This window comes from Thalassoroseus sp. (assembly GCF_984380535.1).
This window is the reverse complement of record NZ_CFHRBF010000015.1, coordinates 81,181-97,483: the sequence shown is the minus strand read 5'-3', so window position 1 is coordinate 97,483 and position 16,303 is coordinate 81,181. Positions and strand designations below refer to the sequence as shown.

General features: G+C 54.5%; 11 protein-coding genes. 8 read left to right on the top strand and 3 right to left on the bottom strand.

All coding sequences use genetic code 11. The features are described 5' to 3' along the window. Positions 1 to 2 precede the first annotated feature (2 nt). The 7 genes from sufD to AC5DDB_RS20500 all read left to right on the top strand — a co-directional run bounded on the left by sufD (position 3) and on the right by AC5DDB_RS20500 (position 8,930). On the top strand, positions 3 to 1,361 hold the full coding sequence (sufD, locus tag AC5DDB_RS20530; RefSeq protein ID WP_491741634.1) for a Fe-S cluster assembly protein SufD: 1,359 nt from the start codon (positions 3 to 5) through the stop codon (positions 1,359 to 1,361). A gap of 58 nt (positions 1,362 to 1,419) precedes the next feature. Continuing rightward, positions 1,420 to 1,731 (top strand): non-heme iron oxygenase ferredoxin subunit, encoded by a 312-nt coding sequence (locus tag AC5DDB_RS20525; protein WP_491741633.1) that lies wholly within the window; start codon positions 1,420 to 1,422, stop codon positions 1,729 to 1,731. A gap of 56 nt (positions 1,732 to 1,787) precedes the next feature. Continuing rightward, positions 1,788 to 2,093 carry a metal-sulfur cluster assembly factor gene (locus AC5DDB_RS20520; RefSeq protein ID WP_491741717.1) on the top strand — a complete coding sequence of 102 codons (306 nt, stop codon included), beginning with the start codon at positions 1,788 to 1,790 and terminating at the stop codon, positions 2,091 to 2,093. Between the two features lie 361 nt (positions 2,094 to 2,454). Beyond that, positions 2,455 to 3,510, top strand: a complete 1,056-nt coding sequence (locus AC5DDB_RS20515; protein ID WP_491741632.1) for a DUF3500 domain-containing protein — start codon at positions 2,455 to 2,457, stop codon at positions 3,508 to 3,510. Positions 3,511 to 4,016: 506 nt separating this feature from the next. Then, positions 4,017 to 4,814, top strand: a complete 798-nt coding sequence (locus tag AC5DDB_RS20510; protein ID WP_491741631.1) for a sugar phosphate isomerase/epimerase family protein — start codon at positions 4,017 to 4,019, stop codon at positions 4,812 to 4,814. 20 nt (positions 4,815 to 4,834) lie between these two features. Beyond that, complete coding sequence (locus AC5DDB_RS20505; protein WP_491741630.1) at positions 4,835 to 5,542, top strand: PTS sugar transporter subunit IIA; 708 nt, start codon at positions 4,835 to 4,837, stop codon at positions 5,540 to 5,542. A 331-nt stretch (positions 5,543 to 5,873) separates the two neighbouring features. Beyond that, entirely contained in the window at positions 5,874 to 8,930 is a 3,057-nt protein-coding gene (locus tag AC5DDB_RS20500; protein WP_491741629.1) for an alkaline phosphatase family protein, read from the top strand. 6 nt (positions 8,931 to 8,936) lie between these two features. On the opposite strand, the gene AC5DDB_RS20495 is transcribed toward AC5DDB_RS20500, so the two are convergent. Genes AC5DDB_RS20495 through AC5DDB_RS20485 form a run of 3 tightly spaced genes read right to left on the bottom strand, consistent with a single transcriptional unit; the run spans position 8,937 to position 14,772 of the window. Beyond that, positions 8,937 to 9,812, bottom strand: coding sequence for a YihY/virulence factor BrkB family protein (locus AC5DDB_RS20495; protein ID WP_491741628.1), 876 nt, complete (start codon positions 9,810 to 9,812; stop codon positions 8,937 to 8,939). Positions 9,813 to 9,851: 39 nt separating this feature from the next. After that, a complete protein-coding gene (locus tag AC5DDB_RS20490) occupies positions 9,852 to 12,380 on the bottom strand; it encodes a hypothetical protein (protein WP_491741627.1) in 2,529 nt (842 codons plus the stop codon). A gap of 49 nt (positions 12,381 to 12,429) precedes the next feature. After that, positions 12,430 to 14,772 (bottom strand): efflux RND transporter permease subunit, encoded by a 2,343-nt coding sequence (locus AC5DDB_RS20485; RefSeq protein WP_491741626.1) that lies wholly within the window; start codon positions 14,770 to 14,772, stop codon positions 12,430 to 12,432. Positions 14,773 to 14,939: 167 nt separating this feature from the next. On the opposite strand from AC5DDB_RS20485, the gene AC5DDB_RS20480 reads away from it, so the two are divergent. Next, the gene (locus tag AC5DDB_RS20480) at positions 14,940 to 16,301 is read left to right on the top strand and encodes an ArnT family glycosyltransferase (RefSeq protein WP_491741625.1); all 1,362 of its coding nucleotides are present in this window, start codon (positions 14,940 to 14,942) and stop codon (positions 16,299 to 16,301) included. The last annotated feature ends 2 nt before the right edge of the window (positions 16,302 to 16,303 follow it).

Genomic DNA, 16,303 nt, shown 5'->3' with positions numbered 1-16,303 from the left:
CCATGCCATCGACGTTCGACGAGAAATCCTTCGAAGAGTTTTTGGACCAACGGAATGAGCCCGCTTGGCTGACTGCCCAACGTCGCGCAGCGTTTGCGGTGTTTCAAGAGAAGTCGTCTCAACCTCTGGACCCGGAAGAATTCAAACGGGTCAATCTTCGCACGTTCCGTCCCGAGCAGTTTTCGCTCGTCGACGCTGCACCGGCGACTGACCAACTTGGTGGCTTGATGCAAGACCGGACCGATTTCGCCGGTCGAATCGTGCACGTCAATGGACACTGTAGCGGTTCCACTCTCGACGATTCGCTACGTGAAAAAGGTGTGCTGTTTGGCAATCTCGCTGACATGGTCAACGAACATGCCGACCTGATCCAACCACACCTCATGACGAAAGCCGTCGAACCGGACGCCGACCGATTCAGCGCTTGGCATGCAGCCTTCTGGACCGGTGGCACGTTTCTGTATGTGCCGCGAAATGTCGAAGTCAACATTCCGCTCTACAGTTTGATTGCACTTTCCGAAGCGGGTGGAGCGGACTTCAGTCACACGTTGGTCATCTTGGAAGACGGGGCCCAAGCCACTCTCCTCGAAGAAACCGCCTCCGCAGACGCGGACGCCGCTGGTTTGCACGTCGGAGCCGTGGAACTGTTGATCGGACAAGGATCGCGGTTGCGATACACCCAACTTCAGAATTGGAACGAGAAGTCCTATCATCTCGCCCATCAATGCGGACGCGTGGCTGGCAACGGCTTTTTACAGTGGACGGTTGGCGGATTGGGGTCAAAGTTGGCTCATATTCATCAAGACGTGCACCTCGACGGACGTGGAGCCGAAGCGGAAGTCAACGGCGTGACGTTTTCGACCAATCGGCAAACGTTGTCCTACTACACAAAACAGGCTCATAACGCGGCAAACACTCGCAGCGACTTATTGTATCGCGAGGTTTTGCGAGACCGTTCGCGGGTAGCGTGGCGGGGCATGATTCGCGTTGAACCGGATGCTCAACAGACCGATGGATATCAGCGAAGCGATGCACTGCTAATGAGTGACGATTCGCGGTGCGATGCCATCCCTGGTTTGGAGATCGAAGCCGACGATGTTCGCTGCACCCACGCCGCGACTGCCGGACGTGTCGATGACGAAGAACTCTTCTACTGTCGGTCACGTGGGCTCTCCGAATACGAAGCCATGCACATGATCGTCGAAGGATTTTTCCATCAGGTCTACGATCGCATTCCGGTGGAACTTGTCACCAATCGGGAAGACATCGAAGAACAGGGTGCTTTCGAGCAAGAGCCGATCGGACTCGTGCGTGCCGTCCTCAGTCAGGCGGTCGAACAAAAACTCGGGATTGGCGACTGACCCAAGCGCGGTTTTCGAGAATTGAAATTCAACGTGGCAGCGGAGTGAAGAGAACCTCATGGCGATCGAGTGGAATCTGGCGGCAAGTTGCGACGAAATTGCTCCCGGTCATCGGAAATCAATTATCGTCGACGAATTGCCGGCACTGTTGATTCGCGTTGGCGATGACTACTTTTGTGTCGAAGATACTTGCACGCATGACGGGGGAGAAATGACCGACGGGCCTCTGCAAGAGAAGTCGATTGTATGCCCACGGCATGGTGCTCGGTTTAGTTTGGAAACCGGACAGCCCGAATGCATGCCGGCTACTGAGCCGATCCGCACATTTCAAGTCGAAACTCGCGACGACGGCATCTACGTTGGTTTTTGATGCCACCGCTTGCTTGATCCGTGCGAAAGACATTTGAAGAACTTGGTTAGGAATGAATCGCAATGGCAGAAGAAACCGAATTGCTAGACGCCCTGAAGCAAGTCATTGATCCGGAATTGATGATCAACATTGTCGATCTCGGTTTGGTTTACGATATCGCTCAGGAAGATCGCCAAGTCCAAGTTCAGATGACGCTGACGAGCCCCGCGTGTCCCGCTGGTCCGCAGATTATGCAACAGGCCAAAATGGCTCTGGAGCGTTTGGACGATGTCGACGAAGCGAAGATCCAACTCGTCATGTCACCACCGTGGACGCAAGAACGGATGACCGACGACGCCCGAGACCAACTCGGAATTTTCTAAGAGACGACGCCAGTCTTCTGGTGGATTTCTTGTGGCCTTGCCTGGTCGCATTCGAAGGTCGTCCGCTCACTGATTCTCATCGGTGACGCCGACAGAAGTATCAGGGTCAAGCTTACGTACCTTGACATAATGGCCTAATCGACCAAATCCACAAAATCCGTAGAACTGCACGTCTGACATTTGCCTTTTGGGTTTTGTTCGGCGCATACTGTAGCCATGCGACGAACCGGTTGGGATCTCTATCCCGCCGAATCGGCCAATACAACAAGTCAAGGCGTTTGTTGTGATTGGTTATGTTGTCAACGTGCCCAACATATTCGTTCTCGGACCATCAACTTTAGTCTGGAAAGAGGTACTGGCGATGACTTCAGAAAATCCGCGGGTGAACAGCGATATGAACTTGCCGGGCGATGTCTCGCGGCGGCGGTTCGTTCAAACGGTTGGAGCGGGAATCGGCATCGCCGGAGTGACGCAACTCGGTTTTGCAGAAGAGAAGAAAGAAGCCAAGCCAACCCAGAAAGCCAAGCCAGAGCAATTGGTCCGAAAGCTTTTTGATAGTCTGGACGAGCGGCAACGAAAGCAAGTCGCGTTTGCTTGGGACCACAAGAAAGACGGAGTTCCTTATCGCCTCCATGTGCGAAACAATTGGCAAATCACAAAGCCAATGGTGAATAGCGATTTCTACACCGCCGATCAACAAGACATGATCGAGGCGATTTTTTGGGGCTTGTACAATCCGGAATGGCACCCGCAGATCAAGAAGCAACTTCGGGATGACGCCGGTGGATATGGAAAAGCTCAGTCAATCGCGTTGTTCGGTGAACCGGACAGTGGCAAGTTCGAGTTCGTGATGACCGGTCGCCACCTCACAATTCGTTGCGACGGTGACTCGACCGAACACTTCGCCTTCGGTGGCCCCATTTTCTACGGGCATGCGGCTCAAGGGTTCACAGAAAAGCCCGATCATCCTGGCAACGTATTTTGGCCGCAGGCATTGCAAGCCAACAAGCTCTACGAAATGCTCGAAGATGGCAAGCAACGTAAGCAAGCGTTGGTCAAAACATCTCCTGTTGAAGATGCCGTCCACTTCAAAGGCGCCAAAGGCGAATTCGATGGCATCGCGATCAGCGACTTGACCGGCGATCAGAAGGAACACGTTCAGAAAGTTCTGAAAACACTCGTCGAGCCGTATCGCAATTCGGACCAGACGGAAGTGATGAAGTGTCTCAACGCGCAGGGTGGTTTGGACCAATGCCACATCGCGTTCTACGAGTCCGACGATATCGGGGAAGATGAAGTCTGGGACACTTGGCGATTGGAAGGTCCCTCGTTTGTCTGGCACTTCCGCGGCGATCCTCACGTGCACGTTTGGGTCAACGTTGCGGACGATCCCTCGACGAAAGTTTCGACGTCCTAACCGGTGACACTCCCTCAAGAGCGACGTTGCGGAGCGTCGCTCGAACTCTTTTGACGGCAGCCTTCGTTCTTGAAGAACGCCCGGAACATTCCTGTTCTGTTTGATCGACCAATCACGAAATGTTCGCATAGCGTGCTTAACCAAGTCATAGAGAATTGTCTTGTTATGATTGAGGGTTCTCACTCTCAAGACAATGACTATGTCTTTGCATGGATTCGATCGGCGACCGTTTCCAATCCCCTCCCCGTGAGACAGCAGCAATTGATCTCGCGGCTTAAAATAGATGTGATGTGAGGAAAAGCGTGTTCGAAAAGTTTTTATCGCGGTCCAAGTCGCGTCGGTCGGCGGAGAAGCTCGAACAAGAAGACTCTAAGTTGGAAAGTGACACAGAGCCTCCACCAACGAAGACATCGAGTTCACGCCGCAATTCGTTTGTGCGGAAACTATTTTCCAGCAAGTCAGCCCCAAATCAACAGTTCGAAAAATTGCCGGATATGAAACTGTCGGTGAACCAAATCACCACCTACCGTTGGCAATTTGAAGAAGATATCGCGGGTTATCAACTCGCGGGCATGGACGGCATCGGCTTATGGTGTCCAAAACTGGTGGAATTCGGTGAAGAGCGGGCCGTCGATGTCCTCGCGGAATCTGGGTTGTCGGTATCGAGTGTCTCTTGGGTGGGCGGGTTCACCGGCAGACACGGCTACGCTTTCGACGATGCCATCCAAGAAGCCAAAGAGACGATCCGCATGGCCGCTCGGATTAATGCCGAGTCGGTCATCGTGATGAGTGGTTCCCGAGCTGGTCATACAGCGAACCACGCCCGTCGACTATTGATTCAGGCACTGGATGAACTCGCAGATTATTCGATGGATTACGGCATTCGGTTAGCTGTCCAACCGATGATGCGGCTCTATGCGCGAGATTGGACCTTCCTCGCGACGCTCGATGAAACACTCTCGGTCCTGGACGACTGTCAGCATGACAATGTCGGTATGGTCTTCGACGCCTATCATCTTTGGCAAGAAGAAGACCTACTGAAAAGAATCCCCGCGATTGTCTCCCGCGTGGCGTTACTGCAGCTTAGTGATTGGCATCGTCCGCCGCAGTCGCAATATGATCAGGCCTTGATCGGGGACGGTCAAATCCCGTTGGAGGAGATCCTCCAAGCATTCATCGAAGCTGGGTATCAACGACACTGCGAGATCTCAGTCTGGTCCGAGGAGTTGTGGAAGTCCGACTACGAGCAGGTCTTGGCCCAATGTCGCTCACGATTTGACAGTCTTGTGGCTGCTCCTGTGTAGTTAAGGCGAGGCAGCCTGTCATGGCGACTTCTAACGATCCCTATTCTCTAGATGACCTTGCGAAGGAACTCGGCCGAGACCGTCGCGAGGTCGAAAAGGCGGCCAGTCGCGGACGGATACCGGGGCGGAAAGTCGCTGGTGAATGGCAATTTCACCCGTCGGAAATTCGGCAGTGGCTCGAACAAGCGATGCGAGCGTTCTCCGACAATGAATTAGTTGCGTTGGAACGCTCGCAGAAGTCTGTAGAAATCAACTCAGACTTCCCAATTTCCAAACTACTCACGCCCGACACCATTGCCATCCCTCTGGAGGGCCGAACGAAACGGTCTGTGTTGGAATCGTTGGTGGAAGTCGCCGGACGGACTTGGCATGTTTGGGAACCAGCGACAGTTTTAGAAGCTGTCCAAGCCCGGGAAGATACGTTATCCACTGCTTACGATTTCGGTGTGGCCGTCCCGCACCCGCGAAACCCATTGCCGCATGTTCTTGGTGAGTCAGTCATTGCGTTCGGTCGCACGTCGAACGGGATTCCGTTCGGTGCCGCCAACGGTTCACTAAGTGACCTCTTCTTCCTCATTCTCTGTCGTGAAGCCCGCGCCCACCTTCAGGTCCTTGCAAGACTGGGGCGGATGTTGCAGCAGCCCGAGTTCATCCAAGGGTTGAGGACGGCTGAAACGGCCGAGGCGGTGTATGAACTCATCTGTGAAACAGAAGAGAAACTCTCCTAACGGCGTCCGAGTGTTTTTTGGACAAGCATAAGGCGGCCGAGTGTTGTTTGGACAAGCATAAGGCGGCTGCGGTCCGCCTATCCTCCCTGGCTTGCGTCGCTTTTTGTCAGGTTGAGTAAGATTTGCACCACTCACGGAAAAACATCATCGCGCGCGATAAATGTTCCGATTGGTACGAAAGGAGGAATATTGACGGTGTCTCGGAGAGCAACGTCCGTGGGCACGCTACCGTACACTCCAGCGTTAGTTCGTGTTCTTGCGATACATATCCGCCACAATTCCGTTGGCAATATGCCTAACTCTCGTCTGCCGTTCAGTGGGTGCGGACGAAGTGGGACGTTCGCGCGCTCAGCTAGTCGTTCAATCAGTCCCGGCGGTTGCGGGTTGGGTTCCGACTGACGTCGTTGTCCAGTCCGGTCAGTCGATCACGATCACCGCAACGGGGACCATCACCGTCGATTCTGCCTCCGGCGTTTGTCTCGATCCCGCAGGAACCTATTTCCACACTGACGAGATCATCGGCCGTGCGTTCCCTCTACCAGCAGCCGGTTCGGGACCGGCTCCGTGCTTCTGTCTGATCGGACGCATTGGCAACAATCCGCCATTCTTCATCGGACGCGGCAAGAGTTGGACTGCGAAACATTCCGGACCAATCTCGTTGGCAGTCAACGACTTTCACCACGCTGACAACAACGGCGAGTTCCACGTTGATATCGAAGTCGGTGTGCTCCGACCAATGGCCTTGGAATCGACGATCGGCCAGGAAGTCGATTTTCGTCTTGATCAAGCGACACGAGATGCGTTGCCCGCGGGTGTCGTGCCGAATTCGCAAGTCGTCGTGTTCTACATGGATGGATTGCGTCCGGACGTCATTCGCGAGATGGCTGCGATGGGACATATCCCGCACATCAATTCGCTGTTTGTGTCCGGCGGTACCTGGATGAGTAACGCCTTCACCGCCTTCCCATCGGATACCATTACATCGAACGCAACCATGTGGACCGGTTGTTTCTCGGATCGACATGGGGTCAAGGGGCAGGTGCGATTTAGCCGTCGGTTTCTACAGTCCGATTCCTATTTAGACCCGTTGGGTCCGCACCGGTCATCAAGCACCCTGACACCGGTCGGTTGGCCGAAGATTACCCAGAAGATTCACGAGAAAACAATCGGATTGGTCGGCGGTTCCGACGCAGAGCGTGTGTATCGGGAATCGCGAGTGACCAACGTGCCGCCGCTCTACGAGCATCTTCGACGAGTCGGAAAAGATTGGGCCACTGGGGTGTTGCCCTTGATGACTGACACGCCACCGTTGCTGTGGAGCCGATCCCTTGTGCGGCATATGTGTTATTTTCACTCCCACGAAGCGTGGAAGTACATCGACGATGCGAACACCCACTATGCGCAATTTCGATTGCTCGACCGGGAACAGCCTGTCACGATTGTCTGGCTGCCTGAGACTGATTCCGTCAGCCACAAAAAGATTCGTGGCCAATTCGGTTTAACGCGACGAACGATCGCTGAAGCCGATCGGTTGATTGGGCAGATTGTTCATCAACTTCACGAGCAGAATCGGCTTTGTCGAACGTACTTCGTATTGGTGAGCGATCATGGACATCACGGTGGTCAGCAACAGCATCTCGCACATTTTGATTTGACGAACGAGTTTTTCTTTGCGCCCCGTGAAATCTCCCGCGACGGACGTTGGACTGGTGGTGGGTTGGGGATGTCCGTTCGGCAGCATCGATTTTCCAATCGGCACCCGAACGACAAAGGCAAGGAATTCGTCTTCATCGATGGGGACTTCGATGGGGCGGCACGTGTCTTTTTGCCCGGCGGACATTACCAATCCGGCCAATGGATGCCACGTTCGACACCGGCGAATTTGCTGAGCTACCGGATTGCCGACCACTTGCCACCGATCAACATGATCGAAACGGTCTTGTCGATTCAGGCGACGAATCCCAATACGGGTCATCGGGAACCACCGATCGACCTGGCGATGATGAAACTCACGGACTGCTCGATCCTGATTGCGACCCGCGATCGTGGGCAAGCTGTGATCGAACGCGTTCAAACACCGGACAGTCGTTGGCATTATCGCTACTCCGTCGTCGAAAACGTCCATCCGCTGTCGAACGGCGAAGTCACTTGGAACGTCGTCGAGACGCCAAAAATTGATCCCCTTGGGTTGCTGCAATACCATCGTGCGAGCACATTCCAGGAGTTCTACGATGAACGCGTATGGCTGCATTTGACGTTGCCGACGAAGTACCCGGACAGCGTTGTGACTCTAACGCGTCATCTGCTCTGGCAAGATAATCTTCGCGAACGCGAGTTTGAATATGCACCTGATTTAGTCGTCACAGCGCAACCCGGTTGGTACTTTGGGACGGCCGCTTCGCCCGGAACAATGCACGGTTATCCGTTGGAAGATGCCATGCGAGCCACTTTGTTCCTCTCCGGGCCAACGATTCGGCGAAACACACGGATCGATGTGCCATGTCGACTCGCCGATCTCACTCCGACACTTCTAGAACTCACCCAAACACCACACAACCCGACCGACTTTGAAGGGTCCGCGTTACGGCTGATTTACGAGGGCTCACTGCAGAATGCTTTGTTTGCCGACGAAAACGCATCGACTGTCCAATTGGCCTCGCGAGAGTCCGTACCCGCATTACCCGTCGTGCCGCCACCGGCTCCCATCGAGGAACCAGCACCATCTGCAGCTCCCAAGCCAATCGGCAGTCCGGTGCAAACACGTCCTGTCTATTGGCACGATGTCGATCTCCAGGCGTGGCATCCATTGATGTATCGGGCCGGTTCACGTTACCGGTATTTGCCGAAGTCAATCAACCGACCGGATAGTCCATTCGATTTGAACAACATCGGACGAAACCTGGTTACCGTTCCGGACTTGAACATCGTGCGACTGGCGGATGATGTGGCCAGTCCGGTGACGGGCGGCGGAGAGCCGATGCTCCGTCGATTGGAACAGTACGACCAGTGGGTCCGCTGGAAGACGAATTGTATGCTCAGCGGAACCGCACGTGCTTTGGATGTCTCCAACACAGGGCTCGGCGATTATACGATTTCCGCGATTGGCAATCTTTCACGGATTGATCGTGGAATCGACGAACTGCAAAAAGGTGGTTCGCATCTCAATTACAAAGCAGCTCAGGTCTTTGGACGAGAGTCGTTGCCAGGGATGAATATTGTCAACGGAACGATCGATGCCGCTCAGTGCGTATTCCGTGAGACCTATCGATTCGCCCAACTGGTCTTGATCAAAGTCTTCGACGAAACAGCATTGAATGTCGTCGAAGACGGGATCGATCATGCAATCAATGTCTTCCACCGTGTGCCGTCGGAAGTCGTTGTGCCGTAATCCGGCTTATGACGCTTTCGTGTCTCCGCTTGACTCAGACAGAACCTGCACATACTCGGCTCCGAAGAAAATCAGCAAGCTGATGTAGTACAGCCACAACATCACAGCTAGGAACGAACCGACCGCACCATAGGCGTTGGAATACTTGGTGCCGATCAGCACGTTCGCCAAGACGACTCGACCGACCTCCCATCCGACGGCGACAAACGCAGCCCCTTGAAGTGCATCCCGCCAACGAACATACGATTTCGGCAGCCAATGATACAACAACGTGAAGATGAGGAGATTCAACAGCAGTGCGACGGCGGTCTCTAATCCTGTGACAACCGCTCCGGGTAACGGGATCCACTCCGACGCAATGGATTCGATCGTTCGCAGCGTCATACTGGAGAGGAAAACGGCCAGAACCATCAATCCGAGACTGCACAGCATCAGGAAAGCTCTGGCACGTTCCAACAGGATATACTTTATCGACGCCAGAATGCCTTTCTTACTTCGCTCGGAGACATTCCAGATGTTGTCGAACGCCCGCTCAAAATGAGCGAACAAGGTGATAGACGTGAAGAGCAACCCTAAAGCTCCCCACCATCCGCCTGTTGAAGCACCGGCCTCGACCTGCTTGAGAATATCGGCGACTTGAGCGCGAAGGACTTCGGAGCCCTGTTGACTGACCGCGTCCAAGATCTGCTTTTGGGCGTTCTGGCCCATGTTGGTGGTACTGGCGATTGTTCCCAACGTGGAAATCAATACTAGCAACAGCGGAAACAATGACAGTGCGGCGTAATAGGCGACCGCAGCGGCCATCAATGTGCCGTCGTCGCGTTTGAATTGCTCGGCCGTCGTCTTCAGCCGCACAAATCGATTTTTAGTCCATGTCCACATAGGTGATTCCGTAAAAATATTGTGCGCCGCGAACGACGTTTACTTCGTTTTTTGTTGTGACCGATGTTCGAGTTGTTCGAACTTGGCTTGCCATGCCGGTCCACCCAATTGCGGATACAGGATTTTGGTGACCCCCAGGAGTTTCTGAAAGTCTGCGGTCTGGTTTCGTTGCAACATCAATTCCAAGTTGTGAAACCGTGCTGCAAACCAGGGTTCGCTGCCGGGTGTTGATTTCTTCTCCACCTTCTGCCAATACGCCTGCGCATTCGCCAGAGCTTGGGGATTCGTTTCCTGTCCCAGGTTCTCCGCAGCCGCGGCCAACACTTTGGCATCTGCCGACCCCTTCGCCACCAGACTCGCATAGATTTTCGCGGCCCGCTCTGATTGACCGACAACCGTGAATGCCCGCGCCCGCGCCAAATCAATCATGTCGCGGTCGCCGGGGGCGAGAGAATCACGAACGTTCACGAGTGGTCCAGCGACGAGAAGCAGCAATTCCCCCCACGTGCGTTTTGACGACGCCGCTATTTTCCCATCGAGTGCTTGCAGGTCTCGAAGCAAATCAAGGTGACGTGCCGGCTGCGTAATTTCCAAAGTCTTCGCCGCGGTCTTAGCATCCGACAGTCGTTGCATCCCGGCGAGGGCCAAAACGCGTAAGAAGTTTGCCGAACTTCGCACCGTTGACCAACGTGGTGGCATCGACGTCACGGTTTCTTGTTGAAAGAGGAGTTCGAGCACGCCCTCAGCGGCAGCAAATCTTGGAGGGTTTCGCTCGAGGTGAATTCGTGCGACCCAGACTGCAATCTCTCCCTGCCAAGCATTCGAATCCGTCGCCGTTTCTGGAAATGGCATGATCCATTGCGACAGATTTTCGATCGCTTGACGTTCCCACTCGCTGCGTTTGGTCGCGATTGTTTGCCGACGGGATGAATCATCCTCGCGTGTTTCCAAGGACTCCAACCAGCGAATGATCTTGTGGTAACAGCGTGCGATTGCCGTACGGGCGGATGGGCCGCGTGGATGCGTGAGGGGAATTGCTTCGAAATACGTGATCGCTTCAGTGTGCTGCAACCGAGCCTCTTGCAACGAACCAAGCATCCAACGGGCCTCGGCGGCAGTCGCGAAGTTGGCATAACGGTCGAGATGCTGCTTTAATTCCTGTGTATATGCGGTTCGATTCGCCGAACTTGGTTCGCTCTGGTAAATCTTTCCAACGCAAATCGCATGGAGCAAATCCAACTCGGCAGTGTGAGGCTCAGCGGAGGCCGTCGCAAGTATCGTTGCAAGCACTTGGGCCGCTGCGGAATAGTTTTGCAGACGGATCAGGATCGAAGCCTGGGTTTCGCTAAGATCAACCGCCACATCATTGCGACCGGATTTTCTCGCGACAGCGATGGCCGTTTCGTATTGCTTCAACGCGGCCGACCAATCAGACGCCCCGATCGCCGTTTCGGCTCGTCGAACGAGTTTGGCAATTTGCGGGCCATATCGGTTCTCGTCCTGAATCTCCTGCCAAATCCGTTGGCATCTAACCGACCAATACCCGCCGATTAGAATTTCCGCACGTTCAGCGGTGTCATGAATGAGTTGCTCTAGTCTTTCGGTTTCCGCGGTTTGTTGCTTGTCGACAGTCACCTTTCGTAAGGCTGTCATCGTCTTTACGTGCCAAAAGGCCAATTCGCCAGAAACTCGCGATGTCCGTTGTCGGTGTTTTTGCAGCAACTCGGCGGCATCGGGCGAGTTCCCCTCGGCAAGCAGTTGCTGGACACGTTCGACAACAACCATGTCCGCAATTTCTAGGGAAGGCTGACTTTCCGAGACCGCCTGCAACAGCCGTTCGGCTTGCCCCAACTGTTGTTGTCGTCGCAGATTCGCTGCCCACGCAATGCGGGCACGGGCTGTCAGTTCCCGATCGGCTTTTTCGTGCGTAGCCTGTTCCAACCATTTCGCTGACTCTGCAAGTGCCCCCGCCTCGTCTGTGATCTCAGCACGAAGGAGCCAAGTTCTGCCCAACGCTAACCACACCGTTTGTCGAAGCGACTTCAATTCCCACAGGTCAAGGGAGTCGACGGCCGGTTGCGGTTTCATTTGCCGAAGACTTTCCTCGACCGTAATCAATTGCTGTATGGCCGTTTCGACGGTTATCTCGGCATCGGCACGCAGTTCAGAATCGTCAGGATACAAGGCCAACTGTCGCCCCAGGAATTCCGCACGGTCTGCGGGGATCTTGGCGGCCTGCAAATTCAGTTCGACGACTCGTGGGTGCCGCGACGATGTGCCCCGAACTTCGGCGAGAACCTGTTTTGCTCGTTCCCAGTATTCGGCTCGCTCGGATTCCGCTGCGATTGTCGCGTGTTCGCAATACGTTTTCGCCAATTGCACTGCGACCGCAATCCGCTCGGATGCAAGCACGTTCGCATCGGCCAAACGCCCGAGTCCGTAACTTTCCGCGACGAAGAACAACTGCCGGTCGCGTAACCCTTGAAAGTACCGTTCCAACGAGTCGTCAGCGGACGCCCATGCGACGTTGGCAAGAACAATGAAAATCGGCAGGTAAAACTGAATCAAGAATTCTGCTTCGGAAATCGAGAGTGAATGGAGGCTTCGAGTTCATTGTTCAACCCGCATCGCGATCCGTCCACCCCAATAACACTGGCAGCAACAACAGATTCCCGGCAAGTCCGCCGAGCATCGCCAGACTGACAAGAATGCCAAAGTAAACCAACGGGATAAAGTGCGAGAGCGTCAACACACTAAATCCGGCTATCAATGCCAGATTCGCATATACCAACGCTCGACCAACGGATGCATGGGTTTCCCGCAATGCAGCATCGCGATCGAATCCATTCGCACGAGCGGTGCGGTATCCGGTAATGTAATGGATGCTTGAGTCGACGGTCAGACCGATCGAGACACTTGCGATCATGGCGGTGGCGATGTTGATCGGTACGCCCACCCAACCCATCAGTCCGATGACGAATACGATTGGAAAAAGATTCGGAGCAACCGCAACCAACGCCGTTCGCCAATCACGGAAGGCCAACAACATCATCATTCCAATGCCGACAACCGCCAGGAAAAAACTCGTTGCCTGATCGCTGAGCAAACTTTGAATCAGAAAGGCCAACAAGACGAACAAGCCTGTCGCCTTAGCTTCCGCATTGGGAAATCGTTCGCCAAGTTCCTCGTCCACCCAATTTTGGGTCACTTCGCGGACACGACGAATAAGATCAAGTTTCTGACCGGCCGGTTGTCGTTCGGGAGCCCGCAACACAATTCGCATCCGTCCCGCTTCAGCGTTGTAGAGCGTCGGAAGAAACTCCGGTTGAACTTGCGTCAGCACATGCAATTGGCGTTCGAAATTCTGGGTTACGAACGGGAGTTTCGGCACAGCGTTTAAGCCATCACTGACACTGAGGACTTTCGAAATCTCCCCAGTACCGTCGTCATTCGTGAATTGATCCCGAAGTTCGGTCGTCAGTTTCTCGACCTGCTTGACGAAATCTTCGCTAAGTTCCGGGGGAGCAGGGAAGTTGACTTCCCAAGTGCCGGCACCTCCAAGACGTTCCGGCGTTTCGGCGAAGTTGAGTCCTTGAACAATCGGGCTGTCTTCCCGAAAGTTCTTGCTGAAGTCGGTTTCGACGGTCAGCCTTAGAAATCCGAACCCGCAGAACACCGTTACCACAAAAAATGCAATCAAAATACGGACGCGGTGACGGATGGTCCAATCGGTCGCCGCCGTGAGTCGTCGTGTCAATCGTCGTCCGCTGACGCCTTTCGGAGCAGCTTGCCGGGGGTTGCCTACCAACACACCGCCGGGCAATGTCATGGCGACTGCAAACAAGACCAAGACCGTGGCCAACGTCATCATCATCCCGAAGCTACGCACGGGTGTGATTCGGCTGGCTAATAGCGCCGCAAAACCGGCAGCCGTCGTCAGGCATGTCCATAGAATCGGTGGCAGTTTGGCGGCTAAGGTGTTCCGCAGTGAGGACTCGAAGTCGTCGCCCGCTTGGTCCCGGAAGTGAACGGCCAAGTGCATCACGGTCGCTACACCGATGATCGTCACCAACGAGTTCAACATCGAACTGACCATACTCAGCTGTGCATTCGCGAGCACTAAGATCGCCTGTGTCCACGCAATCGTGACGACAACGACTAATACGGGCAGCGTTACCCACCGCACACTTCGCAGCAAAATCAACAGCACAAACGCCAGCAACACCAACGAGACGGCGAACAGCACCTGGCCGTCATCCTCGACATAGCGAAACATATCCAGCACTTGAACCGGCTCACCGACGATAAAGATTTCCCGGTCGAACTCGTTGCCCGTCGTCGCAGCTACGTCCCGAATCCGGGCAATGGTCTCGGCACGCGGCATTGCGGCTTCGGTCTCCGGTTGCAGCCGAAGCACGAGGGCCGTGGTCACGTCATTGCGACCGATTAAAACGTTTCGCATGAGATCGTGCAGAATGTCTTGCGGCAGCTCGAAATTCGATAACTGTTTTTCGATAAGCGGTTTGACGAAGCCTGGTACAGTCGAGAGATCAATAGAAATCGTCTGGGGAGCGGATGCTGAGGACAAATCCTGCGTGCTGCCGGTATTGATTCCGGGAATGGCGTGGAGACGCTCGCGTAGTACGTCTAAACGTCCTCGTGCGGGGTCGGAAAGGTTACCGAACTCGTCCAGCAGTTCGGGCTCGTCATAGGAAATAATTACGAATTCATCGCCACCGAATAACGATTTACTCTCGCTATACTCCAGCAACACCGGATCGGCCGCTGCGTACAACGACTCGATACGGCGATCAAATTCCAAATTGCGTCCGATCAGGAGCCCCAAGATCAACAAGACCATGGCTAGCGGAAACCACGCGCCCCGCCAACGGACAAGCATCGTCGCCAGCCGTTCGCTAGGACGCATGTCCGAAGATTCCTCGGTTTCGGGGGTAGACATCAGTGGCTACGCCTTCCATTCTAGTCCACATTACGGCGTTCTTCGCCCGTCGTCGCCATCGGAACTCGATGGTTTTTCGAGCGGCGAGAGACAGTCACGCCGCGTTTACCATTAAACTACCGCTGCAAAATTTTGTAGCAGCGTATTCGACGCACCCGGAGTCGTCCATGCCCATCTCGAACGTATCCGAAACAAACCGTCAGAGGTGGTATCAGTCAGACGTTACAATCGGACTGTCCTTGGTGATCTTTACGATTCTTCTGCGTTCTGGAATCATTCTAGGGCTCCGTAGTGAATTGACCGTGGATATCGACGCTTACCTGGCCATTGCCCAGGAAATCGTTGCTGGCAACGGCTTTGCAACTCCGGAAACCGGCCGACCCACCGCATTTCGGCCACCGTTATATCCATTACTGCTCGCAGGATGGCTGACGATCGGTCCGGCTGCGGTCGGCGTGGCAATTTTGCACGTCTTGTTTTCTGCTGGAACCGTTTGGCTCACGTACTTTGCCGGTCTTCGGCTCATGCTCTCGAAGTTCCCGTCGGCGTTGGCCGGCCTTTTCATCGCCTGTGATCCGCTGTTGGCCCGATATGCGGCGTTGCCAATGACAGAAACCCTGGCGACGTTTCTTGCGTCAGGCTTGCTATTTCTAAGTTTCGGTTCCGATCGAAAGACTCAGATCATCCGCGGAATTTGCTTTGGATTAGCGGTTTTGTGCCGACCGACATTCTGGGTCTTCGGCGGGTTTGCGATGTTGGCTTGGATCACAGATGCATGGCGGAATCGGAGTAAGTCTCCACTGCGTTGCCTAGTTCAACAAGTTCCCTGGATTACGGTTCTCGCGGTAGCTGTCGTGGTGCTTCCCTGGGTGGTTCGCAATACGATCGTTCTTGGTCGGCCCATCTTGATGACGACACACGGTGGCTACACATTGCTGCTCGGAAACAACGCCACCTTTGCGCGGGAAGTCGTCGAGCAACCCTTCGGTACCGTCTGGGAGGGGGAGAGTTTGCGACGTTGGCAAGCTTCGCTGGAACAGGACATGAGCACGCACGGAATCGCGACGGATGACGAATTCGCAAGAGATCGTTACTTGCGAGACCGAGCGGTCCGTTTTATTCGTCGTGAGCCTGGCACATTCTTCCGAGCGAGTTGGTTGCGGTTTCGACGTTTCTGGGGCATCGATCCGCCGGCGTCTGCTGTGGAAGCGATCGGTCGACTTTGGACACGTTTCACCGGCAACGTCGAATTGGTGCCAATGGTCCAGAACATCGTCCGTTGGTCAGTGCGACTCTTTTACGGACTCTTGTTCCTAGCAGCGATCATCGGGGGTTACCGGATGATTCGTCGTCCCGATTGGCATCCCGTGTTTTGGCTGATCGTTTCGCTGATGCTGGTTCACTTGGTGTACTGGTCGAACGCACGAATGCGAGCACCGACGATGCCGGCAATCACTTTGCTAGCAGCGTCGGTGTTTCATCGCCAACGATCGGAAAACACGGATGACGAGCGTACCTCGGTCGTCTGATT